This window comes from Flavobacterium aquicola (genome assembly GCF_003385115.1).
GTDB classification, from domain to species: Bacteria; Bacteroidota; Bacteroidia; order Flavobacteriales; family Flavobacteriaceae; genus Flavobacterium; species Flavobacterium aquicola.
Window position 1 is genome coordinate 24,564 of sequence record NZ_QUNI01000003.1, and the last position, 16,762, is coordinate 41,325.

18 protein-coding genes are annotated in these 16,762 nt (G+C 35.0%); 11 read left to right on the forward strand and 7 right to left on the reverse strand.

The genetic code is table 11. From position 1 onward, the window contains the following. Positions 1-44: 44 nt before the first annotated feature. Together C8P67_RS05165 and C8P67_RS05170 are read right to left on the reverse strand one after the other, a co-directional pair. The gene (locus C8P67_RS05165) at positions 45-1,301 is read right to left on the reverse strand and encodes an aspartate kinase (RefSeq protein WP_115811095.1); all 1,257 of its coding nucleotides are present in this window, start codon (positions 1,299-1,301) and stop codon (positions 45-47) included. Positions 1,302-1,359: 58 nt separating this feature from the next. After that, complete coding sequence (locus C8P67_RS05170) at positions 1,360-1,839, reverse strand: GNAT family N-acetyltransferase (RefSeq protein WP_115811097.1); 480 nt, start codon at positions 1,837-1,839, stop codon at positions 1,360-1,362. A 171-nt stretch (positions 1,840-2,010) separates the two neighbouring features. On the opposite strand from C8P67_RS05170, the gene fbp reads away from it, so the two are divergent. Continuing rightward, positions 2,011-3,030 carry a class 1 fructose-bisphosphatase gene (gene fbp / locus C8P67_RS05175; protein WP_115811099.1) on the forward strand — a complete coding sequence of 340 codons (1,020 nt, stop codon included), beginning with the start codon at positions 2,011-2,013 and terminating at the stop codon, positions 3,028-3,030. 65 nt (positions 3,031-3,095) lie between these two features. Here the strand turns inward: fbp and C8P67_RS05180 are convergent, their stop codons facing one another. Beyond that, complete coding sequence (locus C8P67_RS05180; protein WP_115811101.1) at positions 3,096-3,527, reverse strand: TerB family tellurite resistance protein; 432 nt, start codon at positions 3,525-3,527, stop codon at positions 3,096-3,098. A 152-nt stretch (positions 3,528-3,679) separates the two neighbouring features. On the opposite strand from C8P67_RS05180, the gene C8P67_RS05185 reads away from it, so the two are divergent. The 5 genes from C8P67_RS05185 to C8P67_RS05205 are packed head-to-tail and all read left to right on the forward strand — an operon-like array spanning position 3,680 to position 7,009. Next, positions 3,680-4,270: a HupE/UreJ family protein gene (locus C8P67_RS05185; RefSeq protein ID WP_115811103.1), complete on the forward strand. Its 591-nt coding sequence runs from the start codon at positions 3,680-3,682 to the stop codon at positions 4,268-4,270. A gap of 10 nt (positions 4,271-4,280) precedes the next feature. Next, the gene (locus C8P67_RS05190; protein ID WP_115811925.1) at positions 4,281-4,712 is read left to right on the forward strand and encodes a deoxycytidylate deaminase; all 432 of its coding nucleotides are present in this window, start codon (positions 4,281-4,283) and stop codon (positions 4,710-4,712) included. Between the two features lie 4 nt (positions 4,713-4,716). After that, positions 4,717-6,294 carry a S41 family peptidase gene (locus C8P67_RS05195; protein WP_115811105.1) on the forward strand — a complete coding sequence of 526 codons (1,578 nt, stop codon included), beginning with the start codon at positions 4,717-4,719 and terminating at the stop codon, positions 6,292-6,294. 20 nt (positions 6,295-6,314) lie between these two features. Next, the gene (locus C8P67_RS05200) at positions 6,315-6,683 is read left to right on the forward strand and encodes a nuclear transport factor 2 family protein (RefSeq protein ID WP_115811107.1); all 369 of its coding nucleotides are present in this window, start codon (positions 6,315-6,317) and stop codon (positions 6,681-6,683) included. 14 nt (positions 6,684-6,697) lie between these two features. Next, positions 6,698-7,009: a hypothetical protein gene (locus tag C8P67_RS05205; RefSeq protein ID WP_115811109.1), complete on the forward strand. Its 312-nt coding sequence runs from the start codon at positions 6,698-6,700 to the stop codon at positions 7,007-7,009. A 9-nt stretch (positions 7,010-7,018) separates the two neighbouring features. On the opposite strand, the gene C8P67_RS05210 is transcribed toward C8P67_RS05205, so the two are convergent. The 3 genes from C8P67_RS05210 to C8P67_RS05220 form a co-directional block, all read right to left on the reverse strand. Further along, complete coding sequence (locus C8P67_RS05210; RefSeq protein ID WP_115811111.1) at positions 7,019-7,624, reverse strand: FAD-dependent oxidoreductase; 606 nt, start codon at positions 7,622-7,624, stop codon at positions 7,019-7,021. A gap of 2 nt (positions 7,625-7,626) precedes the next feature. Next, complete coding sequence (locus C8P67_RS05215; protein WP_115811113.1) at positions 7,627-7,830, reverse strand: hypothetical protein; 204 nt, start codon at positions 7,828-7,830, stop codon at positions 7,627-7,629. Between the two features lie 121 nt (positions 7,831-7,951). After that, positions 7,952-8,530 (reverse strand): MarC family protein, encoded by a 579-nt coding sequence (locus C8P67_RS05220; protein ID WP_115811115.1) that lies wholly within the window; start codon positions 8,528-8,530, stop codon positions 7,952-7,954. A 234-nt stretch (positions 8,531-8,764) separates the two neighbouring features. Between C8P67_RS05220 and C8P67_RS05225 the strand changes: the two genes are divergently transcribed. From C8P67_RS05225 to C8P67_RS05245, 5 genes are all read left to right on the forward strand, one after another. Further along, positions 8,765-9,337: a DUF3109 family protein gene (locus C8P67_RS05225; RefSeq protein ID WP_115811117.1), complete on the forward strand. Its 573-nt coding sequence runs from the start codon at positions 8,765-8,767 to the stop codon at positions 9,335-9,337. A gap of 258 nt (positions 9,338-9,595) precedes the next feature. Beyond that, positions 9,596-10,576: a ribonucleotide-diphosphate reductase subunit beta gene (locus C8P67_RS05230; RefSeq protein ID WP_115811119.1), complete on the forward strand. Its 981-nt coding sequence runs from the start codon at positions 9,596-9,598 to the stop codon at positions 10,574-10,576. Between the two features lie 280 nt (positions 10,577-10,856). After that, positions 10,857-13,277, forward strand: a complete 2,421-nt coding sequence (locus tag C8P67_RS05235) for a ribonucleoside-diphosphate reductase subunit alpha (protein WP_115811121.1) — start codon at positions 10,857-10,859, stop codon at positions 13,275-13,277. Positions 13,278-13,715: 438 nt separating this feature from the next. Next, positions 13,716-14,114 (forward strand): YybH family protein, encoded by a 399-nt coding sequence (locus C8P67_RS05240; RefSeq protein WP_115811123.1) that lies wholly within the window; start codon positions 13,716-13,718, stop codon positions 14,112-14,114. Between the two features lie 551 nt (positions 14,115-14,665). After that, the gene (locus C8P67_RS05245) at positions 14,666-14,962 is read left to right on the forward strand and encodes a hypothetical protein (protein ID WP_115811125.1); all 297 of its coding nucleotides are present in this window, start codon (positions 14,666-14,668) and stop codon (positions 14,960-14,962) included. Positions 14,963-14,976: 14 nt separating this feature from the next. Here C8P67_RS05245 and C8P67_RS05250 read toward each other — a convergent pair whose 3' ends face one another. Then, entirely contained in the window at positions 14,977-16,725 is a 1,749-nt protein-coding gene (locus C8P67_RS05250; RefSeq protein ID WP_115811127.1) for an ABC transporter ATP-binding protein, read from the reverse strand. Positions 16,726-16,762 lie beyond the last annotated feature (37 nt).

Sequence of the window (16,762 nt, forward strand, 5' to 3'; positions counted from 1 at the left end):
TCAGCTTCCATTTTTTAAATTAACTAATATTTTATAACAGAGAATTAATTCTCTTTAGTCACAATCTGCATTGTTTCTCTGCTGACTTGCTTCAGTAAAACAGTTTTGTTTTCTTCAACGGTTTGAGCAGCGTTTTCATTAAAATGTCTGATGGTGTATAACGTAACATCTTCAGTAAAATCTACTTTGAATTTTTTCGAAAGGATTGCGTTACAGTCATTAAAGTTGCCAAATTTATCCTCCACACAAACAGAAAAACTAATTGCAGAATTCTGAATCAGGTTTACTTTCAGTTTAAATTGGTGGAACAAACCAAAGATTTCGCTGATGTTTTCTTCCATAATGAAAGAGAAATCTATTGATGACAGCGAAATTAGTAATTGTTGTCTTTTTACAATAAAACAAGGCAGATAAGGCTCAAGATCAACTCCTTTGGAAACAGCAGTTCCTTTCAGCAAAGGATTGATAAATGATTTTACGTATAACGGAATTTCTTTTTTCTGTAATGGCTGTAATGTTTTTGGGTGAATTACCGATGCTCCGTAAAACGCCAGTTCGATGGCTTCACGATACGAAATCTGGTTCAGAAGGCTTGCGTTTTCAAAATATCTTGGGTCAGCGTTCATTACTCCAGGAACATCTTTCCAGATGGTTACGCTCTCGGCATTTAGGCAGTAAGCAAAAATCGCAGCGCTGTAATCCGATCCTTCACGGCCTAATGTAGTTGTGAAATTATTTTCGTCAGATCCTAAGAATCCTTGAGTAATATTTAGGATTTTGCGTTTAACGTTATTCGCGATATTTTTCTGTGTCAATTCCCAGTCTACTTCAGCATCACGGTAAGTAGAATCTGTTTTTACAAAGTTTCTAACATCCAGCCATTGTGTCTGAATTCCTTTGAAAGACATAAAATGACTCAAAATCGTTGTTGATATTAGCTCTCCGAAACTTACGATCTGATCGTAAACAAAGTTATAATTTGGTGATTTATTGTGAGCCAAGAAATATTCTAAGTCTGCAAATTGAGTATTTACAGCTGTAAAAACTTCATTTTTTTCATCTTCAAATAAATCCAAAAGAATTTGGTTGTGATACTTTTTAACTTCCTGTACCGATGAATTTAATTCCGGTGATTTGTCAAAATAATTTTTGATAACATCTTCGAGTGCATTAGTCGTTTTCCCCATTGCCGAAACAATCACCAATACATCTTCGTAACCTACCTGCTGTAAAACGTCATAAACGTTTTTAATACCGGCTGCATCTTTTACTGATGCACCGCCAAATTTGAATACCCTCATTTTTATTCAGATTTTAAATTTCCAATTTCAGTTGTTTAGTCCGAAATTAATAACATTTTTATTTTAATTTATTTTCTACAAAATAGTTAATAGCTTCTTCGTCCATTTGTGCTACACGCCATTCGTCTAATATTTTAGCTCCTGATTTTTCATAAAAATCAATTGCTGGAGTGTTCCAGTCCAATACGTTCCATTCAATTCTTCGGACTTTATCTTTTTGTCCCTGTTTGATAACTTCAGAATATAAAGCATAGCCAAGTCCTGTTCCTCGCATGCTTTCCTTTACAACCAGATCTTCAAGATGGATTGTTTTTCCTTTCCATGTAGAATATCGGTTATAGTATAAGGCAATACCAACGATTTCTTTTTCTGCTTCGGCAACAAAAACTTCAAATAAAGGTTTGTCTCCAAATCCATCACGAACGAGATCTTCAGCGGTAATTAAAACAGCATCTGGTTCTTTTTCGAATACTGCCAATTCTTGAATTAGTGCCAGGACACCTTTCATGTCTTCTTTTTGACCTTTACGTATTTTCATGATTTCGTATTATTATACTATAATTCTATTAAAAAACAGTCATTTAAGAACAAGTTTTTGTAGAATATGTAGCAAATATACAATACTGATAAACTATCTAAGTATTATTCTTTTCATTATCACAAAAAAAACGATATTTGTGACTTCAAATTAACTACATCGATTTCGTAAATGAAAGAACAAAACAAGACATTAGGAGAATTTATCATTGAAAATCAAAAAGCTTTTCAGTATTCATCGGGTGAATTATCACGGATTATTAACTCAATTCGGCTGGCGGCAAAAGTGGTCAATTATAAAGTAAATAAAGCCGGATTAGTAGATATTGTTGGAGCTGCCGGTGAACAGAATATTCAGGGTGAAGACCAGCAGAAACTGGATGTTTACGCCAATGAAGTTTTCATTCAGACTTTAATCAACCGTGAAATTGTCTGTGGCATTGCATCAGAAGAGAACGATGATTTTATCACTGTGCAGGGGAGTGACAATAGCCATAACAATAAATATGTGCTTTTGATGGATCCTTTGGATGGTTCGTCAAACATTGATGTAAACGTATCTGTAGGAACTATTTTTTCAGTATACAGAAGAATCACGCCTATTGGAACTCCGGTAACATTAGAGGATTTTCTGCAGCCGGGTGTTAATCAGGTAGCAGCGGGTTATGTGATTTATGGAACATCGACGATGCTGGTTTATACAACAGGTTACGGTGTAAATGGATTTACATTAAATCCAGCGATTGGAACTTTTTACCTTTCGCATCCCAACATGAAATTTTCAGAAGACGGAAATATTTACTCGATTAACGAAGGGAATTATGTTCATTTTCCGCAAGGAGTAAAAGATTATATTAAATACTGCCAGCTGGAGGAAGAGGACCGTCCTTATACTTCAAGATATATAGGAAGCCTAGTTTCAGATATTCACAGAAATATGATTAAAGGAGGAATTTATATATATCCAACTAGTACTAAAGCTCCAAAAGGAAAGCTGCGTTTACTGTACGAATGTAATCCGATGGCTTTTATTGTGGAACAGGCGGGCGGAAAAGCTTCGGATGGTTTTGACCGTATCATGGAAATTCAGCCATCAGAACTGCATCAAAGAGTTCCTTTCTTTTGCGGAAGCTTAAACATGGTCGAAAAAGCTGAGGATTTTATGCATAAAGCAAAATTGAGCAAATATTAAACAATAAACCAAAAACCAACCAAAGAATAAACCAAAAAAACAGCTCCCATTTTCGGGAGCTGTTTTTATTTATACATGTTTTTCATTTCGTATAGAAAGGTTTCTTCATCCACTGCCAAGTCTACTAATTTTAAGGCTTTGTCTACTATATAATTTACATTGCCGGGAGTAAAACCTAAGGCTAATGCAAACTTGACTAGCAAGTGTTCCTGCAGATCGCCCAATTGATGATCACGGTGTACGATTCTGGCTAATTTATAGAGTGCTTCGAGCCGTTCAATATATAAATACGGGGCATTGATTGGGTATTTTGAAGGGTTTTCTAGAATCTCTTCATATTCTTCTTTAGAGATTTGAAGTGCTACTGCTAATTTATCCAAAAAATTCTGCTCTTTCTCCGTAATATTGCCGTCAGCATGAGCTACGCGGACAATAGCTGAAAAATGACCTCTGTTCTTTTGAATATTTTCGCTGTTGAATAAGTCTGAAAAAGGCATAGTTTTAATGTTTAAGGTTTGATATAAAGTTAGTTATTTTTTTAGTACTAATTTTACTTTTTGTTCGTTTTTAATATGATTGATTTCTAATATTTCATTTTCAAAATTAATCGTAAGTTTACGTCCCCTTATCATTTTAATTCATTTTATCAATGTCAGAATTTTTAATTTACTTTCAGATAGGTTTAAAACATGTATTGGATGTACATGCTTATGACCATGTTTTGTTTTTAATTGCTTTATCCGTTCCGTTTTCTTTTAATGACTGGAAAAGAATTCTGCTTTTAGTAACTATATTCACTTTAGGGCATACCGCGGCATTGTTTCTTTCGGTTTTTGGCATCATTGCTGTCAAAGTAAATGTGGTAGAACTGCTGATTCCCATTACGATTTTGATAACAGCTTTTTATAATTTATTTACCGCAGGGAAAACCAGTAAAAACGGGAGCGTTAATTTGGTTTTTATCATAACTTTGTTCTTTGGAATTATCCATGGATTGGGCTTTTCAAATTATTTTAAAACATTATTGGGAGGAAGTGCTGCTTCAAAATTACTGCCAATGTGCGAATTTGCATTAGGAATAGAAGCTGCGCAGATTACGGTTGTGATTGTGGTCTTGATTTTGTCATATATCGTACAAACTGTCTTCCGTTTTTCAAAAAGAGATTGGGCTTTAGTAATGTCGGCATTTATAATTGGCGTAGTTTTACCAATGATTGTGGAAAGCGAAATCTGGAAATGATAAAGATTTTATGGAGAAAGTTAAATTGAATAAATACGATAAAGCGTATCTTAGAATTGCAACAGAATGGGGTTTATTGTCTTACTGCAAAAGAAAGCAGGTTGGGGCGATTATAGTAAAAGACCGAATGATTATTTCTGACGGGTACAATGGAACGCCATCAGGATTTGAAAATTGCTGTGAGGATGAAGACGGATTAACCCGCTGGGATGTCCTTCATGCCGAAGCCAATGCAATCTTGAAAGTAGCAAGATCCACACAATCCTGCGAAGGAGCCACTTTATATATCACGCTTTCACCTTGCAAAGAATGCAGTAAGCTGATTCATCAGTCAGGCATAAAAAGAGTGGTGTATCATAACGGTTATCGAGATGATTCCGGAATACAATTTTTAATAAAAGCAGGTATTGAAGTAGAACATATTCCTGTTTTAGAAGATTAATAAAATGAAATTTGATAACAAGTATTTGCCCATACTGGTTGGAGGGATTTTTGCCCTCGGGATTTTTATTGGCAGTTTATCTGGATCTCCATCATCCAAATCTTTTAGTTCTAAAAAAAACACCAAAGAAAAACTTAACAAACTGATTGATTTCATCGATAATGAATATGTTGATGATGTCAATACCGATTCGATAGTGAGTCTTACTGTCGATAATATTCTGGCAAAATTAGATCCACATTCCGTTTATATTCCGCCACAGCAGCAAGCTGAAATTGCCGAAACCATGAAAGGAGATTTTGTGGGTATTGGAATTAATTTTTATATGTTTAAAGATTCAGTTGCTGTTATTGCGCCAGTAAAAAACGGGCCTTCTGCCAGAGCAGGTATTTTAGCAGGCGACCGCATTCTTTTTGCAGATAAAACCAAATTATTTGGACGAAAACTGCCTAATGACAGTTTGTTTGCTACTCTAAAAGGGGAAGTTGGTTCTCAGATACAATTGACCGTTTATCGCAAATCGGAACATAAAAAAATGAAAATCACTATCAAACGTGATGTGATTCCACTGAAAAGTGTTGATGTTGCCATGCGGTTAAATGCCACTACCGGTTACATCAAAATCAATCGTTTTGCCGAAACTACTTATGCTGAATTCATAAAAGCTCTCGCTAGTTTGAAAAAGCAAGGCGTAAAATCTATTGTAATTGACGTTCGTGATAATGGCGGAGGATATATGGAGGAAGCAATTGCTATTGCCGATGAGTTTTTGAAAGATAAAGCGCTGATTGTTTTTACCAAAAGCGCAAAAGAAGCAACTGAAAAAATGTATGCTACTGAAAAAGGCAGTTTTGAAACAGGTAATGTGTTCGTTTTAATTAATGAAAACAGTGCTTCGGCTAGTGAGATTTTGGCGGGAGCCATACAGGATAATGACCGTGGCACTATTGTAGGTCGGCGTTCTTTCGGAAAAGGATTGGTACAGCGAGAAATGGATTTTAATGATGGCTCGGCAGTTCGGCTTACAATTGCCAGATATTATACGCCAACAGGAAGGTCAATCCAAAAACCGTATGTCAAAGGAAATGAAGAGTATTTTAAAGAATCAGAATCTCGTTTTTTACACGGAGAATTGTATAAAAAAGATAGTATTAAAGTTGTTGATTCTTTAAAGTTTAAAACTAAAAAAGGAAAGATTGTTTACGGCGGAGGCGGTATTGTACCGGATGTTTTTGTACCATTGGAAGCAGAACACGGAACTGAAAATGTTTCTTATTTATTGCAGTCCGGAATTGTCGGTCACTTTGTTTTTGAGCAATTGGATAAAAACAGAAATGCTTTTGCAAAACTGACTTTCGAAGAGTTTCAGGTTAAAATCAATTCTACGGATTTATATTTTGGTGCTTTTCAAAAATATCTTGCTCAAAACGGATTAGAGATTGATTTGCGTAATTACAAATCTTTGGTAAAAAGATATGTAAATGCTGAATTTGCCCGACAATTGTATGGTGACATCTTTTATTATAAAATGGTTCTGAAAGAAGATGCCATGATAAAGACAGTACTGAATTCAAAACAGTAAATGCTAAATAGTTGTTTTAAATGGAAAAAAGTGAAATTGTAAATGCTGAGAACGAGCTTTTGTCAGCTATTAAAAATATTGATATTTCAGTTCTGGAAAGAGTATTGCATGATAATTTGCTTTTTAATTTACCAAATGGACAGACTATTACCAAAGATGCTGATCTTGCGGGTTACCGTGCTGGCAAAATGAAAATAGATTTTCTCGAAGCTTCGAATCAGGTTATTAATATTATAGGCGATTCGGCTGTTGTCTGTGTTAGTATTTTGCTAAAAGGAACCTATGATAACTCACCATTAGATGGAAATTATAGATATATTAGGGTTTGGAAACAGTTTGATGACGGTTTAAAAGTAATTGCCGGAAGCTGTGTAGCGTTTTTAAAATAAAGATTAAAATAGATATGAAAAATATAAATAGATTTTTGGCAGTATTGATGATTTTGACTTTTGTAGTTTCCTGCGCTTGTATGAAAGACAAAAACACAGTTTCAGGAAAAGTTGTTACAGTAGAGTTTGGAAAAGACGGTTATACGGCCAAAATTAATACAGATAAAAACGAAGTTTATTTGGCTTTAATCAGCATTGTAAATGTTGGCGGGCCTCAAAATTACAAACAGCTTAAAGAAGGTGATGAAGTTTCATTAAAAGGAGAAATCTGGAAAACCGAAACCGAAAACCATATAAAAGTAAAAGAGATTGTTTCGGTTAAATAAAATTAGTTTCTATCGAATACTATCATGCGAATGCGTCTGAATTCCATTATTCCAAAGCGTAAGTAAATCGGTAGCAACAGCGGCACCGCTTCCTGCAGCAATCGCTAATTGACTTCTCCAGCCGGCAAGAGTTCCAATAACATAAACGCCTTCGGTGACTTTGTGGTCAGTATTTTTAAGCTGAATTCTTTGTTTTTCCGGAAGTGCTTTTTTGTGCGGTTCCACAAACTGCATTAAACCTTCTATGGCAAAAGTATTGGCAGAGCCAATGCCTATTACAACATTACGGGTCTGATACGAGCTTTTATTGGTGACAACAGTAAATTCTGGATATGTTCCTTCAATTTTTAATATTTTTTCTTCAGGAATTTGGACAATATGCGGGTAAGTATTTGATAAATGATCAACACTTTCGGTTAATAATTCCGATCCTAATTTACCTGCAGCAATTCCATAAGCATTGTTGAAAAGCGCTTCCTGTAGTGCAGAAGTCTTCTGGTGGGTAAAAACCCCAATTTTTTTATCGGTAACAAAAGCTTTGTTTTTGGCTGAGCCCAATACCATTGCACATGATACTCCTGAAACGCCTCCGCCTATAATTAATACATCAAACACAGTTATGCGTTGTCGTTCATTTTTTCAACTATTTTTTTAGACATTCTAAAAATCAGAAGAATTAATACTGCGCAAAATGAAGCGACTACACCAACAAGTGCTATTACACTATCTCCTTTGAATGGATTCTGAAAATCGATTAAGGTAATATTAAAAACAAGAAGTGAAACGGCCAAGAGCACTAAGATGTTAGTGAAAATTTTCATAAGTTAAATTTTTGTTTTTCTTGAGTAATTTTTTAATCAATAATTCGTTTTTAAATACGGTTGAACATGATATAATAATTACCATGAAAAATATTAGGGGGTAAATGTATAAATTTTTTTTTTAGAGAAACAAACCTTTAACATTAGCTGCAAATAATTTAACAGCAATTGCCAAAAGTACTACGCCAAAGGTCTTACGAATAACGCCAAGACCATTTTTGCCTAGCATTTTTTCGATTTTTCTGGAAGATTTTAAAACGATATAAACCAGTATAATGTTGAGTATAATAGCTATTACGATGTTGAGTGTGTGAAATTGAGAGCGCAGGGATAATAAAGTAGTCATAGTTCCGGCACCGGCAATGAGCGGAAAAGCTAATGGAACTATGGATGCCGAACTTGCTTCTTCGTCTCGGTATATGCGTATTCCCAAAATCATTTCTAATGCCAGAAAGAAAAGTACAAAAGATCCCGCTACTGCAAAAGAATGAACATCGATTCCTATTAAGCTCAAAAATTCTTCTCCTATAAATAAGAAGAGAATCATTATCAGTCCAGCTACAAGTGCTGCTTTTTCGGATTCGATATGGCCATGTTTGGCTCGCAGCCCTATAATAATTGGAATAGAACCTACTATGTCAATTACAGCAAAAAGAACCATTCCCACTGTTATTATTTCTTTGATATTGAATTCCATCATAATGTTTGCTTTTTAATGAATGATTAGGGCTAATATAATTTCGTTATTCAAAAATACATATGTTTTTTTATTTTAAGTGTTTTGTTGCTAAATCATCACTTTTTTGTTTTCTAGACAGATTCGTAATAATCGTTTATGTAAGTAAAATTGCTGCAATGTGTTAATTTGTTTCGTTTGGAAATGTAAGTTTAAAATGTGGCTTTTATTTATTGAATCTTTGGTTACCTTTGCAAAATGTTTCAGCTAGGAAAAACCATCGTCTCCGAGGATATACTCGAAAAAGAATTTGTCTGTAATTTATCAGCCTGCAAAGGGGCTTGCTGCGTCGATGGCGATGCAGGAGCACCTCTGAGTTTGGAAGAAACAAAGATACTGGAACAAATATATCCTAAAGTAAAACCTTTTTTAAGGAAAGAAGGAATTGAGGCCATTGAAGCCCAAGGAACTTGGCTGAACGGAACGGATGGTGATCTGGAAACACCGCTGATTGATAATAAAGATTGTGCTTATGTCATTTTTGACGGCAAAACTGCGCTTTGCGGAATTGAGCAAGCTTACAATCAAGGAATAGTCGACTGGAAGAAACCTGTTTCGTGTCATTTATACCCAATACGGGTAAAAGATTTTACCGAATTTGCAGCTGTTAATTATGACAAATGGGATATTTGTGATGATGCCTGTTCATTGGGTAAAGAACTAGAGGTTCCAGTATATAAATTTGTCAAAGAAGCGCTTATACGCCGCTTTGGAAATGACTGGTATATGGAGCTTGAAAAGGTGGCCGAAGACTTGAAAAAAGGTCTGTAGAACCAACTCTGGAATTTCTTCTTGTTTTTTTAAAAATCGTTATTTTATGGGAGTTTACATCGTTTTATTAGATGTAAATTATTGGAAATCAAATAAATATAATTTGTATGAAAAATATTCCCATTTTTATTTTTTGTTAAAAACTAGGAGCTATTGTGAATAAGTTTGACTTTTAATAACCGCATTATTTCACAATCTTTGTAATTCGATTTTCGCATAAATTTTCAATAAAAAAATCAAAAATAAACAACATATCTCATGTCTAAAATAGAACCAATTTTACAAGAAAATAAAAATCGTTTCGTGATTTTTCCAATTAAGCATCATGATATTTGGGAAAGGTACAAAATGATGGAAGCTAGTTTTTGGACAGCAGAAGAAATCGATTTGTCTCAGGATTTAAATGACTGGAATAATAAGCTGAATGATGATGAACGTTATTTTATAAAACACATCTTGGCATTTTTTGCCGCTTCAGATGGAATTGTAAATGAAAATCTGGCTGAGAATTTTGTGAATGAAGTGCAGTATGCCGAAGCTAAATTTTTCTATGGTTTCCAGATCATGATGGAAAATATTCACAGCGAAACCTATTCTCTTTTGATTGATACTTATGTAAAAGATGAAAACGAAAAATCGGAATTGTTTAATGCTTTGGATGTTTTTCCTGCTATCAGAAAAAAAGCGGATTGGGCATTAAAGTGGATTGAGTCTGATTCTTTTGCCGAAAGGCTGATTGCTTTTGCGGCTGTAGAAGGAATTTTCTTTTCAGGAGCATTTTGTTCTATTTATTGGTTAAAGAAACGCGGATTAATGCCAGGTTTGACATTTTCAAATGAGCTGATTTCCCGTGACGAAGGTGTTCACTGTGATTTTGCGGTACACTTGCACAATCATCATTTGGTAAATAAAGTGCCAAAAGAAAGAATTAGAAGCATTATTGTTAATGCTTTGGATATAGAAAGAGAATTTATCACCGAATCGCTTCCGGTAAGTTTAATCGGAATGAATGCAGGTTTAATGACTCAATATTTAGAATTTGTTGCCGACAGACTGTTGGTAGAATTGGGTTGTGACAGAGAATACAATGTTGCCAATCCATTTGATTTCATGGATATGATTTCACTTCAGGGAAAAACCAATTTCTTTGAGAAAAAAGTTGCCGAATATCAAAAAGCAGGGGTGAAAGTTGCCGAAGGCGGTGATTCCCAAAAAATAAGCTTCGATGCTGATTTTTAAAATACAATTTTGATATAAAATACGTTATAGTATTTGATGCAGTTTTAAAAAATAATAAAAGAATAATTATAATTAAGTAGTTTTTTAAGATCCCAAATCTAAAAACTAAGTTAATTCAGCCCGATTATTTTCGGGACTACAACGGCGTTTTGTTTCATTTCATTTTTATGCGATGAAACGAAGTATCGAAGTAAGTTATGGATTGACACCGAGTAAAAAATGAATTATGAATTCCTACTGTTCGTAAGTCACAATTCATTAATTAAAAATTTGATAAAGTATGTTTGTAGTAAAAAGAGACGGCCACAAAGAGCCTGTAATGTTTGACAAAATTACAGAGAGAATTAAAAAGTTATGTTATGGATTGAACGAATTGGTAGATCCGGTTAAAGTTGCCATGCGTGTTATTGAGGGATTGTATGATGGGGTTTCTACATCTGAACTTGATAATCTTGCTGCAGAAACTGCTGCTTCTATGACAATTGCACATCCAGATTACGCACAATTGGCTGCTCGTATTGCAATATCAAATTTACATTCTAATACCAAAAAATCATTCTCGGAAACGATGAATGAAATGTTTCATTATATCAATCCAAGAACCAATCAGGAATCACCATTGTTAGCAGAAGAAGTTCATAAAGTGATTATGGATAATGCAGCATTTTTGGATTCTCATATTATTTACACAAGAGATTTTAACTACGATTATTTTGGTTTCAAAACATTGGAACGTTCGTATTTATTAAAAATAAACGGAAAAATAGTAGAGCGTCCGCAGCATATGTTAATGCGTGTTGCAGTAGGAATCCACCTTGACGATTTAAAATCGGTTTTGGAGACTTATGACTTGATGTCTAAGAAGTATTTTACTCATGCAACACCAACATTATTCAACGCTGGAACGCCAAAACCTCAAATGTCTTCTTGCTTCCTTTTGGCAATGCAGGATGACAGTATTGACGGTATTTATGATACTTTAAAACAAACAGCAAAAATCTCTCAGTCTGCAGGAGGAGTAGGACTTTCTATTCACAACGTTCGTGCGACTGGTTCTTATATCCGCGGTACAAACGGTACTTCAAACGGAATTGTTCCAATGTTGAGAGTTTTCAACGATACTGCCCGTTACGTAGATCAAGGAGGAGGAAAAAGAAAAGGAAGTTTTGCCATTTATATAGAAACTTGGCATGCTGATATTTTTGATTTCTTAGACTTAAAAAAGAATACAGGTAAAGAAGAAATGCGCGCAAGAGATTTATTCTTCGCCATGTGGACTTCTGATTTATTCATGAAACGCGTTCAGGAAGATTCTACTTGGACTTTGATGTGTCCTAACGAATGTCCTGGTTTGTATGACGTGTACGGCGAAGAATTCGAAGCTTTATATACGGATTACGAATTTAGAGGAAAAGGAAGAAAAACCATCAAAGCGCGTGAATTATGGGAAAAAATCCTTGAATCACAAATCGAGACTGGAACGCCATACATGCTCTACAAAGATGCAGCTAACAGAAAATCAAATCAAAAAAATCTAGGTACGATTCGTTCTTCGAATTTATGTACAGAGATTTTGGAATATACTTCAAGTGATGAGGTGGCGGTTTGTAATCTTGCTTCTATTTCATTGCCAATGTTCATTGAAAACGGAAAATTTAATCACCAATTGTTATACGATGTAACGAAACGCGTTACCCGCAACTTGAACAGAGTAATCGACAGAAACTATTATCCTGTAAAAGAAGCTGAAAATTCCAATATGCGTCACAGACCAATTGGTCTTGGAGTGCAGGGATTGGCAGATGCTTTTATCATGCTGCGTATGCCTTTTACAAGTGATGAAGCCAAAGAATTAAATCAGGAAATATTTGAAACCCTTTACTTCGCAGCTTGTACTGCTTCTATGGAAATGGCAGTAGAAGAAGGGCCATATTCAACTTTCAAAGGATCTCCAATGTCAAACGGAGAATTCCAGCATAATCTTTGGGGATTGAAAGACGAAGAATTATCAGGACGTTGGGATTGGGCTTCGCTTAGAAAAGAAGTTGTTAAAAATGGTGTCCGTAACTCATTATTAGTTGCGCCTATGCCAACAGCTTCGACTTCTCAAATCTTGGGTAACAACGAAGCATTCGAACCATATACTTCAAACATCTACACAAGACGCGTATTGTCTGGTGAATTTATCGTAGTAAACAAACATTTATTGCACGATTTAGTAAGACTTGGATTGTGGAATGAGAACCTGAAACAAGAAATCATGCGTCACAACGGATCGGTACAAAACATTGATATCATTCCGCAGGACTTGAAAGAATTGTACAAAACAGTTTGGGAAATGTCTATGAAAGATATCATCGACATGTCTCGTCAAAGAGGATATTTCGTGGATCAGTCACAATCGTTGAACTTGTTCATGCAGGATGCAAATTATTCTAAATTAACGTCAATGCACTTTTACGCTTGGCAGTCTGGTTTGAAAACCGGAATGTATTATTTAAGAACCAAAGCGGCTGTTGATGCGATTAAATTCACATTGAACAATGATAAAAAGCAGGAAGTTGTTCCAGATTCTAAACCGCAGGCAAGAGTTCTTGAAGCGGTTGAGGTAGATGCTCCAATGAGTGCAGAAGAATACAGAGCAATGATTGAACTGGCTAAAAATGCTGGTCCAGAGGATTGCGAAATGTGTGGGTCATAAGTCATAACGACAAAGAACGAAGCCATTTCATATAATTAGAAACAGCTGTTCTCCTTTATATTTGAGGAGAATGGCTTTTTTATTTAGGAGCTATTTCCTGCTATCCGTTCCAATCTTTTTATTTTTAAAGGAAAAATAAAAAGGATTTCCACTGCTATCAGGGCTAGGGCATTAGCTTTCATAATTAGCTATTTGTCATTGTGCGGAATGAAGCAATCACATTGAAATTTTGCTCATCCTAAGAAAAAGTTTGCAGCAATACCATTAAAAATCATTACTATATGCCTCTTCAAATTCAAAAAAGGCATTTTTTTGCCTCTGGCTAGTGCAAGCGTCCCGCTTGTGCCCACAAAGAATGTTCTTCCATTTATATTTACCCAATTACCTACGGCAAGTCAAACCTCCCATTATGCTTATTAATAATTATAAAATAAATCCATGACGAAAATTTTCGACAGAACAAACCCATCAGAAGCAGTAAAATATTTTAGACATTGCATTCTTACCGGTGACTTAGCTGGAGCATTAAGTTGTTTTGATAAAGATGCCACCTTTATAGAACGTGATGGGCAAGAAATAAAAGGATTGGACAATATTGAGAAATCAATGGAACACCTTTGTAATTGGAAACCAGACATAAAAGGAAGTAAACAAAAAGTAACAATTGTAGGTGACCTAGCTGTTTGGGTAGATGCATTTACTTTAAAAGCATTTACTGCCGACGGAAATCTTCTTGAAATGAATGGTGCAACTGCCTGCTTAATGAAAAAAAATGAAAACGGAATTTGGTTATGGCTTGTAGATAATCCATTTGCAGGACAAGTATTCGAAAACTAAATCCATTATTACGTATGCTAATGTTTACAATATTCAAGAACAGTTTAAGGTATTACTTTGTCTCGTCCTAAAAAAAAGTTTACAGCAATACCCATTAAAATGCCTCTTCAAATTCAAAGAGGCATTTTTTTTGCTCCAAATACATTTAGCAATCCAGCCAAAATACGCGATAATTTACCAAAAACAGGTGCTTAACCATAATAAAACAGGTGCTTAATACCTGCATTACTGGTGTTAAGCACCAATAATATAGGTACAAAATACTAGTAGTGTTGGTGATTAAAGCCAATATAACAGGTAGTTTACACCAATACTATTGGTTTTTAACCATAGTAACGCAGGTACTTAAGACCAATAGTGTAGGTGTTTCGAACCAATACTATTGGTGATTAACACCTGATTTTGACAAAATAAGAGGTAATTGTATCTGTCAGTTAATTGTTAGGTCAATATTCGAGAACCTAAAACGATAATTGTAAATGTTAATAGTTACAATATTTAATAGTAGTTGTAGTTATTACTTTATAAACTGAATCCTAAAATAGTAAAGAATGACAATTAATTATGTAACCCTTACTAATACTATTAAGGCTCTTTCTGAAGTAGGGAAAGTTAAACTAATTGACAAGCTATTGGATAATCTTCAGCACAATGAAATTCCGAAATCGGAAAGACATAATAAGAAAAAAGATCTTACCACAAGTTACTTTGCTATTGATCTCAATGATAATGAAGTTAATGAAATCATCAGAATTTTAGAAGAAATCCAATTAAAATTTCTGGATGATGGTGACGGAAATGATCAGAAATATTATTATTACTTGGAATTAATTGATAATTGGATTTAGTTGTTAATCTATACTTACTTTCTCTCTCCAATCTGCTGTCTCCACATCGCATAATACAAGCCTTTTTCATCTAATAAATCCTGATGTTTTCCCTGCTCGATGATTTGTCCCTGTTCCAGGACAAATATTTTATCAGCATGCATAATGGTCGATAAACGGTGCGCAATCAAGACGGTTATTTGATCTTGTTTTGACGAAATACTGCGGATGGTTTTGGTGATTTCTTCTTCGGTAATGGAGTCCAATGCTGATGTCGCTTCGTCAAAAAGCAGTAAATGCGGATTTCTAAGCAAAGCTCTAGCAATAGACAAACGCTGTTTTTCACCACCCGATACTTTGATCCCGCCTTCGCCAATGGTGGTGTAAATACCATTTTCGGCGCGTTTTAATAAATTCTGACAAGCCGATTTTTGCAAGACATCGTTGATTTCTTCGTCGGTGGCGTTTGGTTTTACAAATAGTAAATTGTCTTTTATGGTTCCCGAAAACAATTGTGCATCCTGAGTCACAAATCCCAGTTGTTGTCTTAATTCGGTAAGATCAATGTCTTTGGCATTTTTTTCATTATAAAAAATAGCACCTTCGGCGGGATTGTATAGCCCAACTAACATTTTTACCAAAGTTGTTTTTCCGCTTCCCGAAGGTCCTACAAAAGCAATGGTTTCTCCGGCTTTGGCATCAAAAGAAATGTTTTTCACAGCATAGGAACTTGCTGTTTGATGTTTGAATGAAATATTCTCAAAACGCAGGTGATTGATAGCGCCAATAGTTTTAGGATTTAAAGGCGTTTCCTCACTTTTGGAATTCATTAAATCGGCAAAATTATCCATCGAAGCTTTTGTTTCGTTATAGGTTGCTATCACATTTCCAAGTTCTTGCAATGGATTGAATAAAAAGAACGAAAAGAACATCAAAGTAATCAAATCTCCTGGTTTGATGATGTCGTGAAAGATGAACATATAAAGGGCAAAAACCAAACTGGTTCTCATAAAATGAACCGTTGTTCCCTGAATGAAACTCAACGAGCGGATGAAACGAACTTTTTTGAGTTCCAATCCAAGGATTTTAATCGTTGTAGCGTTCAGTCGGTTGACTTCCTGTTCGGTTAATCCCAAACTTTTTACGAGTTCAATATTTCGAAGGGATTCGGTTGTGGCTCCCGCCAAAGCAGTCGTTTCTCCTAAAATTTCTCTTGAAACTAGTTTGATTCTTTTGCCTAAAAAGGAGCTGATAAATGCAATTACTGGAACTGTTACTAAGAATATCGGACCCAAAAGCCAATGAATACTTATCGCATAAACCACAACAAATACTATCCCAACTATCGATTGAAATATTAGAGAAATTGCCAGCGTGATAAACTTTTCGCAGTCAATTTTTACTTTTTGAAGTTTGCCTAAAGTTTCACCGCTGCGTTGGTCTTCAAAATCCTGAAAAGGCAATTGCAGTGCTTTTTGAATTCCGTCTGTGTACATTTGCGCACCTGTTCGCTGAATGATAATATTGGTGAAATAATCCTGAAAATTTTTGGCAATTCTGGAAACCATCGCAGCTCCCAAAGATAAAGCCAGCCAGCCGATAACTGCTTTCGTAAAACTGAGCTGATTGTGATTGAAATTGGCAACACCAACACCGCATTCGTTAAGCAGTTTACCAATAATTATGGAATCATATAACGAAAAACATTGATTTATTGTCGCCAAAAACAGCGCTATGTATAAAAGTGTTTTATGAGTTTTGAGATAGGTATATAATGTTTTCATAGAGGATGTTTTGAAGAAATAATTCAAATAATATTTG